This window comes from Thalassovita sp. (genome assembly GCF_963691685.1).
GTDB lineage: Bacteria > Pseudomonadota > Alphaproteobacteria > Rhodobacterales > Rhodobacteraceae > Thalassobius.
The window spans coordinates 2,321,452-2,339,549 of sequence record NZ_OY829290.1; the positions used below are offsets into that span (position 1 = coordinate 2,321,452).

Genomic DNA, 18,098 nt, shown 5'->3' on the forward strand with positions numbered 1-18,098 from the left:
CTGTGCCTCGGAGGCCACGCTTTGCCCTCATTCTGATGTGTCGCTTTGCGCGACGAACCGCTTTATTTGGGGGTCAAACCGATGTTTCCAACCGATTTGCCACGCCATTGTTGCGGTTTTACATCAATTTCCGGCGTCGTGTCACGTTAATATCCAGATCGGTGATCTTCTTGCGCAGCGTATTGCGGTTGATGCCCAAGAGATCTGCGCATTTCGCCTGATTGCCGCCGGTGGCCTCCAGCGCGATTTCGATCAGCGGCAGCTCCACCTCACGCAGGATCCGCGCGTAAAGCCCGGCGGGCGGCAACATGGCGCCATGCAGATCAAAATAGCGGCGCAGATGACGCGCGACCGAGGCCGATAGCTTTTCAGTATCCCCGCCGCCCAGCACCGGCTCCATCTCGGGCTGGTTGCCCAGCACCATCTCAACCTCAGACCGGGTGATCTCTTCGGCGCGGGAGGTCAGCACCAAACGGCGCACCGCGTGTTCCAGCTGGCGCACATTACCGGGCCAACTGTAGCTGCGCATCAGCTCCATCGCATCCTCAGACAGGCGGCGTGACGGCTGGCCGTCCCGCTCTGCCCGCAATAGGAAGTGTTCGGCCAAGAGCGGAATATCCTCCACCCGTTCCCGCAGAGAGGGCACCATCAGCGTCGCACCGCTCAGCCGGTAATAAAGGTCCTGACGAATATCGCCGCGATCCAGCGCTTCGGTCAGGTCGGTCTGGCTGGTCGCCATGAAACGCGGCACATGTTCGCCCGGGTTGTCGATCATCCGCACGATGCGTGCCTGCACCTCAGCGTCCACATCGCCGATCTCATCTATCAGCAGCGTGCCGCCCTTGACCCGCGCCAAACTGCGCGACGGGCCTTCGATGTCCTGCAGATCGCTGGCCGTCACGGTGACAAACGGCAGCGTGCGCCGGTCGGATAAATCGTGAATTGCACGTGCGATCAGCGACTTACCTGTCCCACTTTCACCAGCTATCAGCACCGGCAGATCGGTGTTCATCACCCGCGCCACCAGACGGTAGAGCGACTGCATTGCAGGGGTGCGCCCCACAAGCGGCAGCTCATCCGGGCGCTCAGCCTCTTCAACGCGGGCTGCGGGCGCCGCACGCTGACGCTGCTCCAGCGCCTTGGCGGTGCGTTTCATCAGATCGGGCAGATCGAAGGGTTTGGGCAGGTAATCATAGGCCTCGGCCTCAGCGGCCTGAATGGCGGTCATGATGGTGTTCTGGGCCGAGATGACGATCACCGGCAGGCCGGGCCGGTCCTGAGCGATTTTCGGCAGCATTTCCAGACCGTTACCGTCCGGCATGACCACGTCCGAAATCACCACATCACCCTTGCCTTCGGCCACCCAGCGCATCAGCGTGGTCAGCGATGAGGTGGCATGCACCTTACAGCCGGCGCGGGTCAGCGCCTGGGTCAAAACGGTACGGATCGTGCGGTCATCATCCGCGACCAGAACGGTGCCATCCATCGGTTAGCTCTCCTTTTTTAAGCGCTTCTTTGGCGCCTCTGCGAGCGGCAGAGATATTTTAAAAACCGTGCGGCCGGGGGTGCTGTCCACCGAGATCCAGCCGCCGTGGTCGGATATGATTTTGCTGACCAGCGCCAGCCCCAGACCGGTGCCGTTTTCCCGCCCCGAAACAAAGGGATCAAAGATATCGCCCTTGATGTCTTCGGGCAGACCCGGCCCGTCATCGATGATCTCGATCTGCAGCGGCAGCGATTGGCCGGTGCCATCCGCACGCCGCAGGCGGAACGAGTGTTCATAGAAGGTATGCAGACGGATGGTTCCGCCTTTCTTGTCAGATGCTTCCGAGGCGTTCTTCACCAAGTTCAAAACCACCTGCAGCAGCTGATCCGGATCCCCCAGCGCCATAGGCAGCGAAGGATCGTAATCCTCAACAATCTTCATATGCGCGCCGAAGCCCAATAGGGCCGAACGCCGCGCGCGATCCAACACGTCGTGAATATTGACCTCTTGCCGCTCCGGCTCAGACAGGTTGCCGAACTGCTCCACCTGTTCCAGCAGCTTCACAATACGGCGGCTTTCTTCAACGATCAGATCCGTCAGTTCCAGATCCTCGGGGCTGAGGTTCATGGACAAAAGCTGCGCCGCGCCGGTGATCCCTGCCAGCGGGTTCTTGATCTCATGCGCCAGCATCTCGGCCATGCCGATCGCGGATTTGGCGGCGGATTTGACCGAGTTGCTCTGCGTCATCCGCCCCGCCAACTCGCGCGGCGAAATGAGAAAGATCATATGCCCCGGCCGGCCCTGAAGGGGGGCGATTTGCAGGTTACAATGCAGCGGCGCCCGGCTGCCGGTGCCCACATCCACATCGTTTACAAAAAGCGGCGAATTGGTTTCCCGCGCCCGCTCAAAGGCTTCCTCCATCGGGGCATCAACCATGATGCGGTCCCAGACAGGTTCGCCCTGAATGGATTTGGCCGAGGTGTTCAGGAACCCCTCTGCGGCGGAATTGATATCGGTGATCCGATCCTCCGGGTCGATCAACACGCCGGGAATGGGCAATGACGACCACAGGTTTACGTCCATCTGCGCCTCATCGATCATGCTGCGGCCTCCTCTGGGTGCAAGATGGCCTGTGGCAGCAGCTTGATGACCTTGGCCGGATCCTTTTCCGTCAGGACGGCACGGCGCAGTGCGGTATGGGTACCTGCCTCATCCATGTACCAGCCCAGATGTTTGCGGGCGACACGCAGCCCCAGTTCCAGGCCGTAAAAGGCCAGCATCGCCTCATAATGTGCCACGATCATATCGGCGAGCGCCGCACCCTCTGGCACCTCTGGCGCCTCTGACCCGTAAAGATCGGCCGCGACCTGCGCCAGCAACCAGGGCCGCCCTTGCGACCCGCGCCCGATCATCACCCCATCCGCACCGGAAAGATCCAGCGCCTGACAGGCGTCTGTGGCGGAACAGATATCGCCATTGGCAATCACCGGGATCGATACCGCCTCTTTCACGCGGTTGATCGCCGCCCAATCGGCGCTGCCTTTGTAGAACTGGCAGCGGGTGCGGCCATGGATGGTGATCATCTGAATGCCCGCGGCCTCGGCCCGTTTGGCCAGCTCAGGCGCGTTCAGCAGGTTGTCATCCCAGCCTAGACGGGTTTTCAGGGTGACCGGCAGATCAACCGCTTCCACCACCGCCTCAATCAGGCTCAGCGCGTGATCTAGGTCTTTCAAAAGGGCTGAGCCGGAGTAGCCGTTCACCACCTTTTTGGCGGGGCAGCCCATGTTGATGTCGATGATCTTGGCGCCATTGTCCTCAACCATCTTGGCGGCCAACGCCATCCAGGAGGCTTCGCGCCCTGCCAGCTGCACGGCGGTGTTCACCTTGTCAAAGCCCAACTCGGCCTTTTCGCGCACGCCGGGCTTGGCCTGAACCATTTCCTGACTGGCCACCATTTCACTGACCACCAGCCCGGCGCCAAAACGCGACACCAGATCGCGAAACGGCAGATCGGTGATTCCGGCCAGCGGGGCCAGAAAGACCGGGGATGTGATGGTTTTATCTGCAAGCCTGAGCGGCATCACTGCTTAATCCTTGTGCGTTACTCTCTGGCTAGACCAGAGATTGAGGGAGTTTCAACGAAACCCGCTACGTTTTTAGCCACCCCAATGTCAATCGCCTAATATTTAGGCAATTGCCTCTGGATCAGGCTCAGCGTTGCTCTTACCGGCCTCTCCGCCTATGCAGGATCGCAAGACACTGACCTCAGTCGCACCTCCAGATGTGCGGCCCTTCGTTGCGGAGCCTTAGATGACCACAGCCGCCCTTATCGTTGCCGCCGGACGGGGCACCCGCGCAGGCGCAGGACTGCCGAAACAATGGCGCCCTCTGGCCGGGCAGCGGGTGGCGGATCAAACGCTGCTGACGCTGGTGGATCATCCGCGCATCGATCAGGTGATGTTGGTCATCCATCCCGATGATGTGGCGCATCTGGCTGAGTGGTCCAGTCACCCGAAGGTCAGCCATTGTTTTGGCGGCGACAGCCGCGACCAATCGGTGCTGAACGGGCTGCAGGCGCTTGCTGGCAGCGATGTGCACAAGGTGCTGGTGCATGACGTCGCCCGCCCCTGCCTGTCAGCAGATCTGATTGACCAGCTGATTGACACACTGGACATCCATCAGGCCGCCGCCCCGGGGCTGGAGGTGGTGGATGCCCTCTGGCGTGGGGATGCGGGGCTGGTGGCCGGGGTGCAGGACCGCAGCGCGCTCTACCGCGCCCAGACGCCACAGGCCTTTCACTATGATGCGCTGCTGGAGGCACATGATGCCCATCCCGGCGGCGCCGCCGATGATGTTGAGGTGGCGCGCGCCCATGGCATTGACGTGGCCATCGTTCCGGGCGAGGAGAGCAACCTGAAAATCACCCGGCCCGGCGATTTCGCCCGCGCCGAAGACATCCTGCGTGAGCAGACCAAAAAGGAAGAACACATGGATATCCGTCTGGGCAATGGCTACGACGTGCATCGGTTTGGCGAGGGGGATCACGTGATCCTTTGCGGGGTGAAGATCCCCCATGGGCGCGGGCTGCAGGGACATTCAGATGCGGATGTGGGCATGCATGCGGTGACCGATGCACTTTATGGCGCGATGGCTGAGGGTGACATTGGTCGCCACTTCCCCCCGTCGGACCCGCAGTGGAAAGGCGCCGCCAGTGAGATCTTCCTGAAACACGCCGCAGATCTGGCGCGCTCCAAAGGGTTCACCATCTCGAACGTCGACTGCACGCTGGTCTGCGAATACCCCAAGGTGGGGCCACATGCCGCTGCGATGATGACGGAAATGGCGCGCATCTTGGGGATGGAAATGGATCGCGTGTCGATCAAGGCCACAACCTCGGAACGGCTGGGTTTCACCGGCCGCGAAGAAGGCATCGCCGCCATCGCCACTGCAACCCTGATCAAGGTGTAATGACATGACCAAGCTGATCGCGACCTTCTTCTATGCCGGCCTGATGCGCCCAGCCCCCGGCACCTGGGGATCCCTTGCCGCCCTGCCCGCTGGCGCATTGATCTTCTGGCTTGGCGGGCTGAATGCCTTTCTGATCGCTGTGCCGCTGGTCTTTGCCCTGGGCTGGTGGGCCACAGCGGTTGAAACCCGTGGTAAGGACGATCACGACCCGTCTGAGATTGTGATTGATGAGGTGGCCGGCCAATGGATCGCCCTGATCCCGGTCTTTATCGGCATCACCCATTCCGGCGCGGGCATGCTGGCGCTTTGGCCCGGCTGGGTCACGGCCTTTGTGTTCTTTCGCCTGTTTGACATCACCAAACCCGGCCCGATCGGCTGGGCTGACCGGCGTGGCGACGCCTTGGGGGTGATGCTGGATGATGTGATCGCCGGGGTCTTTGCGGGCATCGTTGTGATGATTGCCGCCTGGATCAGCCACGGGGTTCTGGGCCTATGATCGCCGAGGCGCAGGCCCGCCGGGTGCTTGAGGCCGTCAAGGCGCGGGGCTGGATGGCCACCGCCGCCGAAAGCTGCACCGGCGGCATGGTGATGGCGGCCCTGACCGACATCGCCGGTTCCTCCGCCGTGGTGGACCGCGGTTTTGTCACCTATACCAACGCCGCCAAAGAGCAAATGCTGGGGGTGCGGTCCGAAACCCTCGCCGCCTTTGGTGCCGTCTCAGAACAGGTGGCCCGCGAAATGGCCGAGGGCGCGCTGGCGCATTCCGACGCGCAGGTCGCCGTTGCCATCACCGGCATCGCAGGCCCCGGCGGATCCGAGCATAAGCCCGAAGGCCGGGTGTGCATTGGTCTGGCCTTTGAAGGCGGCGAAACCCGCACCGAAACCATTGAGTTCGGCGCGCAGGGCCGCGCCAAGGTGCGCCTGGCCGCCGCCCAAAAAGCACTCAGCCTGCTGGAAATTGCGGCAACTACGGTGTGATGCTAAATTAGGCATCTGCACAAATTTTTCGCGTAAAATTTAGACACTTTGCAAAACGGGTGTTTTTTAGCCTGTTTTTGCAGTGTTTGCTGTTTTCTTTCGCGCCCGTTCGGGAATGCATCGCCGAAATGGGAACGGAAGGAACACAATCATGAACGGAGCGGATACCGCCTGGATCATCGTCGCAACAGCCCTGGTGCTGTTCATGACACTGCCCGGATTGGCGCTGTTTTACGGCGGTCTGGTGCGCGCACGAAACGTGCTGAGCGTCTTTATGCACTGCTACGCCATCGCCTGCCTGATGAGCGTGTTGTGGTTTGTCATGGGCTATTCGATCGCTTTTGGCGACGGCAACGCCTTCTGGGGCGGCCTTGGCAAGATGTTCCTTGGGGGCATCACCGCTGACACCCTGTCGGGCAACCTGCCTGAGGTTCTGTTCTTTGCCTTCCAGATGACCTTTGCCATCATCACCCCGGCGCTGATCGTGGGCGCCTATGTGGAACGGATCGGCTTTGGCTTTGTGCTGCTGTTCTCAGCCCTGTGGATGCTGCTGATCTACGCACCCGTGACCCATTGGATCTGGGGCGGTGGCTTCCTGTCAGATGGCGGCATCTTCGGTGAAACCGGCGTGAAGGATTTCGCTGGCGGCATCGTGGTGCATGAAACCGCAGGCATCGCAGCACTTGTGCTGGCCGTCATGCTGGGTGCCCGCAAAAACCAGACCACCCCGCCGCACAACCCCGGTTACGTGATGATCGGCGCCTCCATGCTGTGGGTCGGCTGGTTCGGCTTCAACGGCGGCTCGCAGCTGGCCGCGGATGGCGGCGCAGCCATGGCGCTGACCGTCACACATATCTCGGCCGCCACTGCCTCGCTGACCTGGGCCGCCTGGGAATGGGTCAAATACGGCAAGGCCTCGCTGGTGGGTCTGGTCACCGGTACCATCGCAGGCCTCGCCTCGATCACCCCGGCCTCGGGCTTTGTCGGTCCGGTTGAGGCGCTGATCATCGGTGCGGTGGCAGGGATCCTCTGCCAGGAAGCGGTGAACCTCATTCGCAACAAGATCAAAATCGACGACACGCTGGATGTCTTTGCCGTACACGGCGTGGGCGGCATCTTCGGCACCATCATGATCGCAGCCTTCGGTGCAGGCTCCTGGACTGCACAGCTGGGTAGCCTGGTTATCGTGGGGGTCTTCACGCTGGTCGGATCGGTGCTGATTGCCAAGCTGGTTGGCCTAATCACTCCGCTGCGCGTCGATGCCGAGACCGAGGTCAACGGGCTGGACCTGATGGCCCACGGCGAACGCGCCTACGACCACTCGTCGTAACGCATTTTCCACTCACCCGGCGCCCTCTTCTCCTGTGGCGCCGGCCCTTGAACCCCAAGGGGTGTGAGAGACTGAGCGGGCCTTACGAGGCCCGCTTTTTTGTTGACGGAGTAAAATCAGAACCACTTGGGCTCAGATTAGACTTCAACTTTTGCGAGCGGATACATATCTTAACCGGATATGAAGCTGAGGGACTTCTGATTTGCCAGATTATGAACGCGACGAAGAGCGGCTGGAGGACTTGACGCATCTTGCTTCACTGGTCGCGGATCGGTCTGAAACCGATTTTGAGTTCAGACGCGCCACAGGGTCACTGGCCCAGGACATCGACTACATTTCAAACGCTCTTCGCCGTGATGGCGAAGTCTGGCGCATGAACAGGGCGTTTCATTCGGTTCACGTCCCCAGTTTCATCGCGGTGGTGTCGATGCTGTCTGACATCGATGATATGAAATCGATCAGCGAAGACGAACGTCATCAGCTCTACAGCTCCATCCATCGTGCAGCGCAACTCGCATCCTCAGCCCGGGAACGCCTGGAACACTCTGCCCTGACAGAAACCCAGGTGGAGGTTGGCGTGCTGGCCGATTACGCCCCCGCCACTGGCGAAGCGTACAAACCCGCATCACTGTTTGAACGGACACGCGAAGGGCTTTTCTCTGCCTCAAACGCGGCATTGGACAAGGCCAAGACCAGCATTGAGGCGCTGCCAAGCGTGACAGGTGCGCTGAAAGACGGGGTGAACAGCTCACTGGAACGCGCCAATGCGGTGCCGATCCTTGCCTCCAATCTGCAGCGGACCCTGACCGGGACGTTGTCCGACAATGTCACCAAACCGATTGGGATGCGCCTTAAGGCCAGCGGCAAGGCCCTGACCCATGGCGCGGGCGCCAGTGTTGGGCTAGGCGCCATGGCAGCCGTGCTGTTTCCCCCTTTGGTGCCCATCAGCGCAGGTGCCGGCATCCTTGTGGCGCTGCGGTCCTGGCAAAAGGAAATGCAAAAGGCGCAAAGCCTGAACACGCAACTGCGCGCGCAACGCATTGCGGAATTGCAGGCTGAAAGGAAAGCAGCGCTGCTGCAACTGACCAACGGCGCCCCATCGCTTCAGATGGAAACAGATGAGTTGAGCCTGACATTAAACGCCGAGACGGGCGAAGCCGATGCCCTCATCCTCAAAGGCCAACATGCCGGGCGGACGTGGTCTGACCTGAGCATGATCGAGAAGGCAGAAACCGCCACATATGTGGCTGAAGGGGCCATTGCAATTTTGAGAATTCTTGAAATTGTGGGGGAAGACCACTGAGAAGCTTCTCAGACCGACACCTGCAATCCTGCAGTACTGCGTTGGCTTAACCGCCAGCTTACCCCCGCAGCGCTTCACCTTTGTCGGCTACCGCTTGTAATGTCTACATTGCCCAACAGAGACTTCACTTCTGAAAAACGCTGAGCCAGGAAGACAGTCCAGATACCCCCCTGCGCCTTCATTTACCTCGAACGTCAATATAAAATCATCATCAACGATTAGCTTGCAGTCAACACCGGCAGGATCCAACTCGATTTCTGGATTAGACAACGCCAATAGCGCACAATTTGCCTCAGCCAGCACAACGGACTGAGCATAATTCGTCCTCATATCAACGAGTGAATGAAACCCATACCCCAATAGAAATCCAGCAAACAAAAACAAAAATTTCATCATTTTTCCAAAACAACCATCTGGCTGAAGTCGAGCATTCGGCAAACAAGAACTAAGGCAAATCGTTCTCAATCGTTTCGGTACTAAAAACACGACTTATTTTGGGGCATCCAACGCCCAACTTTCGAACACACATTCAGCGCGATTTATTGATTGCTGTTTAGGAAACATCAAAAAATCTGAAACCACAAATAACTATCTAATAACCGCTTACCCCCGCAGAAGCGCCCCCAGTTCCACCGCATCAGCATAACTCGCAACCAGCGCCTCCACCCGCTGCGCGCGCTCTTCGCCCAACAGGCTTTTGGCTTTGCGCAGTACTTTGGCTTTGCGATCCTGCAGCTCCATCGGGGTGATCAGGTCGTGGGTGGCCTCAAACATGCCAGAGCGGGTCTGCAGCCGCAGCCGGGTGCCGGTTTCACTGGTGCTGTCATCGGCGGTGACGCGCACCTTGGCGCGCAAGGCCTGCAAGGCGGGATCGGCGCAGATCTGATCGCTGTAGCTGTCGAGCCGCGCCGTATCATGCCCCAGAAGGGCCATGGCCAGCACCGTGCTGTAGGAAAACTTAGCCCCAAGCCCAGTCATTGGCGCTGGTTGATTGCAGACGCTCATCCAGCGCGGATGGGTGGTGACCTCAATCACGCTGACCTCTTCCGGGCGCAGCGGCATCAGCTCTTGCAGCGCCTCCAGCGCCGCATGCAGCCCGTGACAACACGCATGGAACTTGTGGCTGACGGTTTCAAACAGCCAGTCCTGCCCCAGCCCCGCCAGCGCCAGCAGGTCGCCCTGCCCCATATGGGTTGGCCCGAAGCCCTGTGCCAGTTCCAGCGCGCCGGGATTGGCGACAAACCCACGCGCCACCAGCTCCGCCGCTTCAACGCCATTGGAGGCAGCGATCCCGGCATTATAGGGTTTGCCCATGGTGCCAAACTGACTTTTCAGGCCCGAGGCACGGGTGGCCACCAGGCCGAGGGTCATTTCACATTGCGCTGCTGAGAACCCCATCAACCGGGCCGCCGCCAATGCTGCACCAAAGGCCCCCGCCGTACCGGTCTGATGGAACCCACCCTGATAGTGATCCCGGCCCAGCCAGACGCCGACACGCGTCGCGGTCTCCACCCCGATCAGGCAGGCCTGTTGCAGGGCACGGCCTGAGGCGCCTTGTTTTTCCGCAACCGCCAGCGCGGCGGAGACCACCGCGACCGAGGGGTGGCCGATATGGGCAAAATGGGTGTCATCGTAGTCCAGCGCATGGCTGATCGCGCCATTGGCCAAAGCTGCCGCGCGGGCCGGCACCTGGCCGCCCCCCACCACCGTGGCCTGCGGCGCACCACCCTCCGCCATAACCATGTCTCGCAGGATGTTGGAGACCGGCTCATCCGCACCTGCCACCGCACAGGCCACCCAATCAAGGAGTGACAGCTGCATCACCGCCATCGGCGCCTCAGGAATTTGGTTTTCCGCAGTTTCAGCGGCAAACCGGGCCAGGGCCGCCGTTATGGGGGCCGTGGTTTCAAAGGCTGAGGTCATCGGATTATTCTGGGCTTTGGGCATTCACGTCTCTCCAGTCGGGGGGCAACCCTAGCCGTGCCCTGCCGGAACGAAAAGCCCTCCGTGAAAGGCTGTTAGCCGTAAAGCGCCACGGCGCGCTGTTCAAAGGCGCGCACGATGCGTTGCATCGCCTCATTGAAGACAACACCGATAATGCCCTGCAGCACCGCGTTCTTAAACTCGAAGTCGACGAAGAATGAGACATCGCAACCGCCATCTTCGCGGTCGGTGAATTCCCAATAGCTCTTCATGTATTTGAACGGGCCATCCAGATATTCGGTATCGATCCGTTTCTTTTCCGGCGCCAGGATCACACGGCTGCCGAAACGTTCGCGAAACACCTTGAAGGAAATCACCAGATCCGCCTCCATCAGGTCGGTGCCATCGCCCTGCGGTGTCACTTTGCGGATGCGCGCGGCGGCGCACCAGGGCAGGAATTTCGGATAGGCGGCGACATCCGCGACCAGATCATACATCTGCTGGGCTGAGTGCGGCAGCGGTCGTGTTTCGGAATGGGTCGGCATTTCGCGCGTCTCAGCCTCTTTTCGCATGGTAACTTTGAGGCTCATTTCGTAGAGTATGGCCGAAATTGCAAGAGGGTCTCATGTCCAAGCGTCCATATGTCATCGACGAAATGATCTCAGCCAAGCAAATCGCGGCCCGGATCGAATCTCTGGCCCGTGAGATTGAGTTTGAATTTGGCAGCACCGACAAGCTGATCGTGGTTGGCCTGCTGCGGGGCAGCTTCGTCTTTATCGCGGATATCGTGCGGGAACTTGGCCTGCCGGTTGAGGTCGACTTCCTCGAAGCCTCCTCCTACGGCAATGAGATGGAAAGCTCGCGCGAGGTGCGGATCCTGAAAGACATCCGGGGGGAAATCGAAGGCCGCGATGTGCTGGTTGTTGAAGATATCGTCGACACCGGATTTACCCTGCAACATGTGCTGCGGCTGCTGAACGGGCGCAACCCGAAGAAACTGCGCACCATTGCGCTGCTGGACAAACCATCGCGCCGTGAGGCAGAGGTCAAAGCCAACTGGATCGGCTTTGAAATCCCGGATGAATTTGTGGTGGGCTATGGCATCGACTACGCACAGCGCAACCGCAACCTGCCCTTCATCGGCAAGGTCCGCTTTGTTGAGGAAGATGAGGCCTGAGGCCCGGCCCAAACTGACAGATCAAAGGCCGCTCCTTCCAGGGGCGGTCTTTTGCTTTTCCGGCTTAGGGGTGACTGGCCAGATGTTCGCTGTGACGCAGGCTGATCAGCACCTGACGCTTCAGCTGCTTCAACCGGCGGCTGCCCGATAGATCCGGGTGATTGCCGATATGCAGCGGGATCATCTTGCCGGTCAGGTCGATTTCATAGCGTTTGAGCCAGGCAAACTGATCCCCGACATAGCTGGGCAATACCGCGCGCCCGACGCCTGCCTGCACCAACATGGCAAGCGTCACAAAACTGTCGGAGCTGAGCGTGATTTCATTGGCCGGCACGTGTTCCCGGTACCATTTAGCGGCCGGCGCCCGTTCCAGCACACCAGAGAGCCCCAGCCAGCTGTTGCGGCCATCCGCGCGTTCATAAACCGCGAAGTCGAAATAGCCCGCCACCTCGGCGTCCAGCTCATCCGCCATGCCATGACCGGGGCGCACCACAAGTTCGGTGCCCAGTTGATCCAGCGGCTGCACCTCCTGCGTATGCCTCAGGGACACCACCGGCAAGGGCGTGCCTTCGGGGATCCGCGCCATGCAATCGACCAGCAGATGTTGGTTGATGCAGTCTAGCGTCGAGATGGTGATCGGGGCGATCCCGCTGGCGGATTGCTGGCCGCTTCCCTGCCCCACCTTTTCCATCGATGACATCACTTCACGCGCCGCTGAGACGATCCTGCGGCCCGAGGGCGTCAGCTCCATCAGGTCGCCAATCCGGTCAAACAGCGGCTGACCGACGGAATCCTCATAGGACTGCACCCGCACCAGAACGTCAGTCGGTTCACAGCGCAGGGTCTTCGCCGCCCGGCGCAGGCTGCTGGTTTCCACCAAGGTCAAAACGTAGCGAAAGTTTTCCCAGTTGCTGGGCACTGGCATGTTCCTTTGTCGCGCGCACTTTGGCGCATTTCAGCTCTAGCACCTGTATATACGGGAGCCGCCAGCGGGAGCCGAGGCACAGCGGCGTCCAATGCACAAATTGCGCCGCCAATACATGTATATTTGTCGCACCTTTTAAGATCTTAACAACCCAAGCGTCGGCGCGCCCTGCAGGCCACAAATCTGACGCGCAGAATCGCATCCCCCTGACAGGGATGTGAAGACGCGCAGCCTGTTTTCAGCTTATCCTCAAGGTGTCGAGACTTTGCCTTTACTACATTTAGGAGAGCCAGATCATGTATCTAGCCAACAAACTTGTCGCCCTCACCGCCCTTACCCTTGCCCTGTCTGCGCCGGCCTTTGCGCAGGACGCCAAAGCGATTGACGGCGCCGTCAAAGCGCGCAAGGCGCAGATGGCGCTCTATGCCTTTAATCTGGGCATCCTTGGCACCATGGCCAAAGGTCAGTCTGACTATGATGCCACTGTGGCCCAGGGTGCTGCCAGCAGCCTGCTGGCCCTGACCCGTTTGGATGCGTCGCAGATGTGGCCGGCGGGCAGTGAACAGGGCGCCGCGGCCGGCAGCCGCGCCAAGCCTGAAATGTGGAACAACATGGATGACGTCATCGCCAAAGCGATGGCGATGCAAGCCGCCGCCGAAGTGATGGATGGCGCAGCCGGTCAAGGGCTGGAGGCGATGCAGGCCGCAATGGGCGGTGTTGGCGGGGCCTGCAGCGCCTGCCACAAAGCCTACCGTGGTCCCAAAGGGTAACTGCCGATGCTGCGTTTGGTGAAATGGCTGGTGCTCTTGGGTGTTGTGGTATTGGCGACCGGCTATTGGATGACCCGCCCGGTTAAGCTGGACCCGCTGGCGATGGACGGTTTGGTCGGCGATGCCGAAGCCGGTGCGCTGGTCTTTGCGGCGGGGGGCTGTGCGTCCTGTCACGCAGCACCCGATGCCACCGGCGAGGCCAAGTTGATCCTTGCAGGCGGCCATGCCTTTCCCAGCGATTTCGGCACCTTCTATGCGCCAAACATTTCCCCCGATCCCGCCAAGGGCATCGGGGGCTGGCAGGCCGTGGATCTGGCCAATGCAATGCTGTTTGGCACCAGCCCCGCGGGCCAGCATTACTACCCGGCCTTTCCCTACACGTCCTACAACCGCAGCTCGATGCAGGATATCGCCGACCTCTGGGCCTATATGCAGACGCTTCCCCTGTCGGGAACGCCAAGCAAAGCCCATGACGTTGGCTTCCCTTTTTCCATCCGCGCCAGTCTGGGGGGCTGGAAACTGCTCTTCGCCGGCAACGAGCCTACAGCGGTCGAGCCGACAAACGCCCAAATGCAGCGTGGGCAATATCTGGTGGAGGTTCTGGGTCACTGCGGGGAGTGCCACACCCGCCGCAACGCTTTGGGTGGGATGAGCTATGACGCCTGGCTAGGCGGTGCGCCAAACCCGTCGGGTCAGGGCCGTATACCTAACATCACCCCAGCCGCGCTGGACTGGTCCGAGGCTGATCTGGTGGAATATTTCACCTCAGGCTTCACACCCGACTTCGACAGCGCGGGTGGTGAGATGGCAGATGTCGTCGAAAACCTTGCCAAATTACCGGAAAGTGATCGCGCTGCCATTGCGGCCTATCTGAAAATGGTTCCGCCCGTTGAATGACCAACGGGCGGTGAACGCAGTTTAATCTGTAAAACGATGGGCGGCTCAGGCGCGGCCCAGTTTTTCCATCCGGGCCTGACGCAGCTGCGCAAAGTCATCGCCTGCGTGGTAGGACGACCGGGTCAGCGGCGTGGCCGAGACCATCAGGAAGCCTTTGCCGTAGGCGGCTTTCTCATAGGCTTTGAACTCATCCGGGTGCACAAAGCGGTCCACCGCATGGTGTTTCGGCGTCGGCTGCAGATACTGGCCAATGGTCAGGAAGTCGATGTCCGCAGCGCGCATATCGTCCATCACCTGATGTACACCCTGCTTGTCCTCACCCAAGCCAACCATGATGCCGGATTTGGTGAACATGGTCGGGTCCAGCTCTTTCACGCGCTGCAGGATCCGCAGAGAATGGAAATAGCGGGCACCGGGCCGCACCTCAGGATAAAGGCCGGGAACGGTTTCAAGGTTGTGGTTGAAGACATCGGGGCGCGCTTCAACGATGGTTTCCAGCACCGACATGTCACATTTCAGGAAGTCTGGCGTCAGGATCTCAATCGTGGTTTTCGGCGAACGATGGCGCACGGCGCGGATCGTCTGGGCGAAATGTTCGGCGCCGCCGTCTTTCAGGTCATCGCGGTCAACCGAGGTGATCACCACGTGGTTCAGCCCCAGCTTCTGCACGGCCATGGCCACCCGGCCCGGCTCAAACGCGTCCAGACCGTTGGGCTTACCGGTTGCGATGTTGCAGAAGGTACAACCACGGGTACAGATCTCACCCATGATCATCATTGTGGCGTGGCCCTGGGACCAGCATTCACCTGCGTTGGGGCAGCCAGCCTCTTCACAAACTGTGACCAGCTTGTTTTCCCGCATGATCTTGTGGGTCTGCTTATAGCCGTCAGACACGGGCGCTTTGACGCGGATCCAATCGGGTTTCTTTGGCTGGGCATTGTCGGGCCGGTGGGCCTTTTCGGGATGCCGCTGCTGGGGAATCTTTAGGTCACGCACGTCTTTGATCCTGATTTCAACCTGTTGGTCATCCCGGCACATCACCGGGTCATTCCGACATACTATATCGCCTCTACCGAGAAAGTACCATCATCGCATAGGGGCTATGCACTGAGAACATAGTAAAATGTTGCATCGCAGCAGCTTTTACTGTCAGCGACGCCAACAAGCTGCCATTGCGTCAATTTTTCCACAATTTCCGATTTCTGCATCGCAGCGACATTCTGATCTGGCCGCTAGTTTGGAATCGTTATAAAGAAGCCATCGAACAGTCAAAATTCGAATAAAGGGACGAATCCATGCAAACTGGCCAGAAGCTGCCCAACGTGACCTTCCGCACCCGTGTCCGCGACGAATCCGTTGGCGGCCCGAACCCGTTCCGCTGGCAGGACATGAGCAGCGACGACTATTTCGCAGGCAAACGCGTTATCCTGTTCTCGCTGCCGGGCGCCTTCACCCCGACCTGCTCGACCTACCAGCTGCCGGGTTTCGAAGACAATTTCGCCAAGTTCAACGAGCTGGGCATCGAAGACATCTACTGCATGTCCGTGAACGACAGCTTCGTGATGAACAAATGGGCCGAAGCGCAGGGCATCAAGAACGTCAAAGTGATCCCCGATGGGTCCGGTGAATTCACCCGCAAGGCCGGCATGCTGGTCGCCAAGGACAACCTGGGCTTTGGCATGCGCTCCTGGCGCTACGCCGCCGTTGTGAACAACGGTGTTGTTGAAGCATGGTTCGAAGAGCCGGGCCTCAGCGACAACCACGGCGAAGACCCCTACGGTGAAAGCTCGCCTGAGAACCTGCTGAAGTACCTGGAAAACGCAGGTGCCGAGGTCGCCGCAGAGTAATCTGCCGCCTCAGGTAAAGATGCAAGCCCCGTGGCCGGAAACGGCTGCGGGGTTTTCATTTGCGCAGGATCAATTGCCGTGTGCCGTTTGGCTGCCATATTAACGACCAAGCGTTAGGAGGCACCGGAATGGCACTGAGCTTACGCGGATCTTTGAAACAGGTGATCTATGGCGGAAATGACGGCATTGTCACCACTTTCGCCATTGTTGCGGGCTTCGCAGGCGCGGGCGCAGATGGCGCTGCGCAGATCGGCGCCTTTGCGGTCATCCTGTTTGGGCTGGCAAACCTTCTGGCCGATGCGTTGTCGATGGGCATGGGCGAATACCTCTCCGCGCGTTCACAGCATCAGGTCTACCGGCGCAGCCTTCGGGAAACGCGCGCGCTGCTGGACAGAGCCCCTCAGCAGGGTCTGGCCCAGCTGATCACAGGTTTCCACGCGCAAGGGTTGGCGGAGGATCAGGCGACGCAGGCAGCCGCCGCTGTGATGAGCAACACTGATGCAGCAGCAGCCCAGATTTTGATATTGGATCAGGGCCTTACCCCGCCGGACCGTGACAATCCCGCGCTGAACGGCATGGTCACTTTCGTGGCTTTCGTGTGTTTTGGCCTCATGCCAATCTCCCCCTATCTGATCGGGGTTGAGCCTGCGCACCAATGGACCACGGCGATTATCTGCACGCTGGTTGCCTTGACCACCCTCGGCCTTTTGCGGGTACGGGCCACCGATGAAAATGCCCCGCAAGCGCTGGTGGAGACGGTGGGCATCGGCGGCCTTTGCGCCGCGGTGGCCTATGGTGTTGGCTGGGTTCTGGGCGGCTAGCCGATTAGCGCCCCCTCCTCCCCCAGCCCCTCATAATGCTGGCGCAACCGCTGCAGCGCGATGCGCAGGACGATCTTGCCAGAGCGCGCCGACCAGCCCATGCGTTTTTCGGCGGTTTCCAGCCCTTCCAGATAACAACAACAGCGCAGCACCACATCGCCCAATCCCGGTCCCAGATCACGCAGGGCAGCGGCGGTGCGCGCCCGCGCGGCCTCGGGCCCGAACGCCATCAGGGGTACAGTATCAACGCCACCGCCCCGCAGCGGGTTCCAGTGATCCTCCTGCGCTTGGCTCAACTGCGCCAGCTCATAATCTTCGCGCAGACGCTCGCCCGCCTGCACCAGCGCCTCCTCCAGAAAGGGTTGACCGCTTTTGTCACGACGGCGCGCCAGCAGGGCCAGCGGGGTTTCCCCCTGCGCCAACCTGCGGCGCTGGCTGTCGCTGAAACGGGGCAAGGGCAACGGTGTGGCGCCCGCAGGAACGGGCTCAGCGCCCTGAAAATGCGCGGCGGCTTCGGCCATGCCTGACGCGGCGGAGGGATTGTTGGGCTGCGTCTGAAGCAACTGTCGCCCAGCCTCTGACAGGCGGTAGCGCGACACACGACCGGGGGCGTCACACTCAATCCAGCCCTGAAGCGCCAGCGCCTCAGCCAAGGCTCGGGCCACCACGGTTTTCTGCGCCGGATCGCCGCCTGCAATCACTGCCTTTTCCATATCTGCGGCCACCGCCAGAACGTGACCCTCCGCCGTGAGGGCCTGTAAAACGGGCAAAGCCTGCTGCAGCAGATCGGGCGTGCTGTGGGGCGGGTCAAATGAGGGGACAGTGTTCATTTCAGGCTCCTTCTTACAGCGGGGTGGCATTTGGTTTTCAGCAACGGGGTTGCGCGCAGTGGGAAACAGGCGGTCGGTCCCTTTGGCAACTTGGCGGCCAAGACGATACAGCGCCTGATCGATCAGCCCGTCGTCGCGGCGGTTTTCCAGCTTGCGGATTTGCCGCATGACGGTTGAGGCATGGCAGCCCCGTTCCCGGGCAAGCCGCCGCATCGAGAGACCCTGTTCGACATGCGCCAGATAGAGCTGAGCATCGACCGGCAGCCACTCGGGCATGTTGAGGCAATCCGCTGATGGATCAGGCCCGTTCCATGACATTGCGCCCTCCTTTGGCCCAACCGAC

18 protein-coding genes are annotated in these 18,098 nt (G+C 60.4%); 10 read left to right on the top strand and 8 right to left on the bottom strand.

Going from position 1 to position 18,098, the window contains the following annotated elements; all coding sequences use genetic code 11:
• Positions 1-118: 118 nt before the first annotated feature.
• The 3 genes from ACORLH_RS11310 to dusB are packed head-to-tail and all read right to left on the bottom strand — an operon-like array spanning position 119 to position 3,567.
• Positions 119-1,486, bottom strand: coding sequence for a sigma-54 dependent transcriptional regulator (locus ACORLH_RS11310; protein ID WP_321828519.1), 1,368 nt, complete (start codon positions 1,484-1,486; stop codon positions 119-121).
• 3 nt (positions 1,487-1,489) lie between these two features.
• Entirely contained in the window at positions 1,490-2,587 is a 1,098-nt protein-coding gene (locus tag ACORLH_RS11315) for a two-component system sensor histidine kinase NtrB (protein ID WP_321828521.1), read from the bottom strand.
• A complete protein-coding gene (dusB, locus tag ACORLH_RS11320) occupies positions 2,584-3,567 on the bottom strand; it encodes a tRNA dihydrouridine synthase DusB (RefSeq protein WP_321828523.1) in 984 nt (327 codons plus the stop codon). The genes ACORLH_RS11315 and dusB overlap by 4 nt, the downstream gene beginning before the upstream one ends.
• Before the next feature lie 229 nt (positions 3,568-3,796).
• On the opposite strand from dusB, the gene ACORLH_RS11325 reads away from it, so the two are divergent.
• The 5 genes from ACORLH_RS11325 (at position 3,797) to ACORLH_RS11345 (ending at position 8,565) form a co-directional block, all read left to right on the top strand.
• Positions 3,797-4,954, top strand: coding sequence for a bifunctional 2-C-methyl-D-erythritol 4-phosphate cytidylyltransferase/2-C-methyl-D-erythritol 2,4-cyclodiphosphate synthase (locus ACORLH_RS11325; RefSeq protein ID WP_321828524.1), 1,158 nt, complete (start codon positions 3,797-3,799; stop codon positions 4,952-4,954).
• A 4-nt stretch (positions 4,955-4,958) separates the two neighbouring features.
• Positions 4,959-5,450 carry a phosphatidylglycerophosphatase A gene (locus tag ACORLH_RS11330; RefSeq protein ID WP_321828525.1) on the top strand — a complete coding sequence of 164 codons (492 nt, stop codon included), beginning with the start codon at positions 4,959-4,961 and terminating at the stop codon, positions 5,448-5,450.
• On the top strand, positions 5,447-5,932 hold the full coding sequence (locus tag ACORLH_RS11335) for a CinA family protein (RefSeq protein WP_321828526.1): 486 nt from the start codon (positions 5,447-5,449) through the stop codon (positions 5,930-5,932). The genes ACORLH_RS11330 and ACORLH_RS11335 overlap by 4 nt, the downstream gene beginning before the upstream one ends.
• 151 nt (positions 5,933-6,083) lie before the next feature.
• Positions 6,084-7,262, top strand: coding sequence for an ammonium transporter (locus ACORLH_RS11340; protein WP_321828527.1), 1,179 nt, complete (start codon positions 6,084-6,086; stop codon positions 7,260-7,262).
• 202 nt (positions 7,263-7,464) lie between these two features.
• The gene (locus ACORLH_RS11345) at positions 7,465-8,565 is read left to right on the top strand and encodes a hypothetical protein (protein WP_321828528.1); all 1,101 of its coding nucleotides are present in this window, start codon (positions 7,465-7,467) and stop codon (positions 8,563-8,565) included.
• 603 nt (positions 8,566-9,168) lie between these two features.
• On the opposite strand, the gene ACORLH_RS11350 is transcribed toward ACORLH_RS11345, so the two are convergent.
• On the bottom strand, positions 9,169-10,512 hold the full coding sequence (locus ACORLH_RS11350; protein ID WP_321828529.1) for an MmgE/PrpD family protein: 1,344 nt from the start codon (positions 10,510-10,512) through the stop codon (positions 9,169-9,171).
• A 71-nt stretch (positions 10,513-10,583) separates the two neighbouring features.
• Positions 10,584-11,033, bottom strand: coding sequence for a type II toxin-antitoxin system RatA family toxin (locus ACORLH_RS11355; protein ID WP_321832812.1), 450 nt, complete (start codon positions 11,031-11,033; stop codon positions 10,584-10,586).
• Between the two features lie 80 nt (positions 11,034-11,113).
• Here ACORLH_RS11355 and hpt point away from each other — a divergent pair, with 80 nt between their 5' ends.
• Complete coding sequence (hpt, locus tag ACORLH_RS11360; protein ID WP_321828530.1) at positions 11,114-11,665, top strand: hypoxanthine phosphoribosyltransferase; 552 nt, start codon at positions 11,114-11,116, stop codon at positions 11,663-11,665.
• Positions 11,666-11,729: 64 nt separating this feature from the next.
• Here hpt and ACORLH_RS11365 read toward each other — a convergent pair whose 3' ends face one another.
• Positions 11,730-12,584 carry a LysR family transcriptional regulator gene (locus ACORLH_RS11365; protein ID WP_321828531.1) on the bottom strand — a complete coding sequence of 285 codons (855 nt, stop codon included), beginning with the start codon at positions 12,582-12,584 and terminating at the stop codon, positions 11,730-11,732.
• A 302-nt stretch (positions 12,585-12,886) separates the two neighbouring features.
• Here ACORLH_RS11365 and ACORLH_RS11370 point away from each other — a divergent pair, with 302 nt between their 5' ends.
• Both ACORLH_RS11370 and ACORLH_RS11375 read left to right on the top strand, forming a co-directional pair.
• Positions 12,887-13,360, top strand: a complete 474-nt coding sequence (locus ACORLH_RS11370; protein ID WP_321828532.1) for a cytochrome c — start codon at positions 12,887-12,889, stop codon at positions 13,358-13,360.
• Between the two features lie 6 nt (positions 13,361-13,366).
• Entirely contained in the window at positions 13,367-14,257 is an 891-nt protein-coding gene (locus ACORLH_RS11375) for a cytochrome c (RefSeq protein ID WP_321828535.1), read from the top strand.
• A gap of 45 nt (positions 14,258-14,302) precedes the next feature.
• On the opposite strand, the gene lipA is transcribed toward ACORLH_RS11375, so the two are convergent.
• Positions 14,303-15,253: a lipoyl synthase gene (lipA, locus tag ACORLH_RS11380; protein ID WP_321828536.1), complete on the bottom strand. Its 951-nt coding sequence runs from the start codon at positions 15,251-15,253 to the stop codon at positions 14,303-14,305.
• 299 nt (positions 15,254-15,552) lie between these two features.
• Between lipA and ACORLH_RS11385 the strand changes: the two genes are divergently transcribed.
• Both ACORLH_RS11385 and ACORLH_RS11390 read left to right on the top strand, forming a co-directional pair.
• Positions 15,553-16,104: a peroxiredoxin gene (locus ACORLH_RS11385; RefSeq protein WP_321828537.1), complete on the top strand. Its 552-nt coding sequence runs from the start codon at positions 15,553-15,555 to the stop codon at positions 16,102-16,104.
• A gap of 128 nt (positions 16,105-16,232) precedes the next feature.
• The gene (locus ACORLH_RS11390) at positions 16,233-16,925 is read left to right on the top strand and encodes a VIT1/CCC1 transporter family protein (RefSeq protein ID WP_321828538.1); all 693 of its coding nucleotides are present in this window, start codon (positions 16,233-16,235) and stop codon (positions 16,923-16,925) included.
• Here ACORLH_RS11390 and ACORLH_RS11395 read toward each other — a convergent pair.
• Complete coding sequence (locus tag ACORLH_RS11395) at positions 16,922-18,073, bottom strand: DUF6456 domain-containing protein (RefSeq protein WP_321828539.1); 1,152 nt, start codon at positions 18,071-18,073, stop codon at positions 16,922-16,924. The two genes, ACORLH_RS11390 and ACORLH_RS11395, sit on opposite strands and share 4 nt — an antisense overlap.
• Positions 18,074-18,098 lie beyond the last annotated feature (25 nt).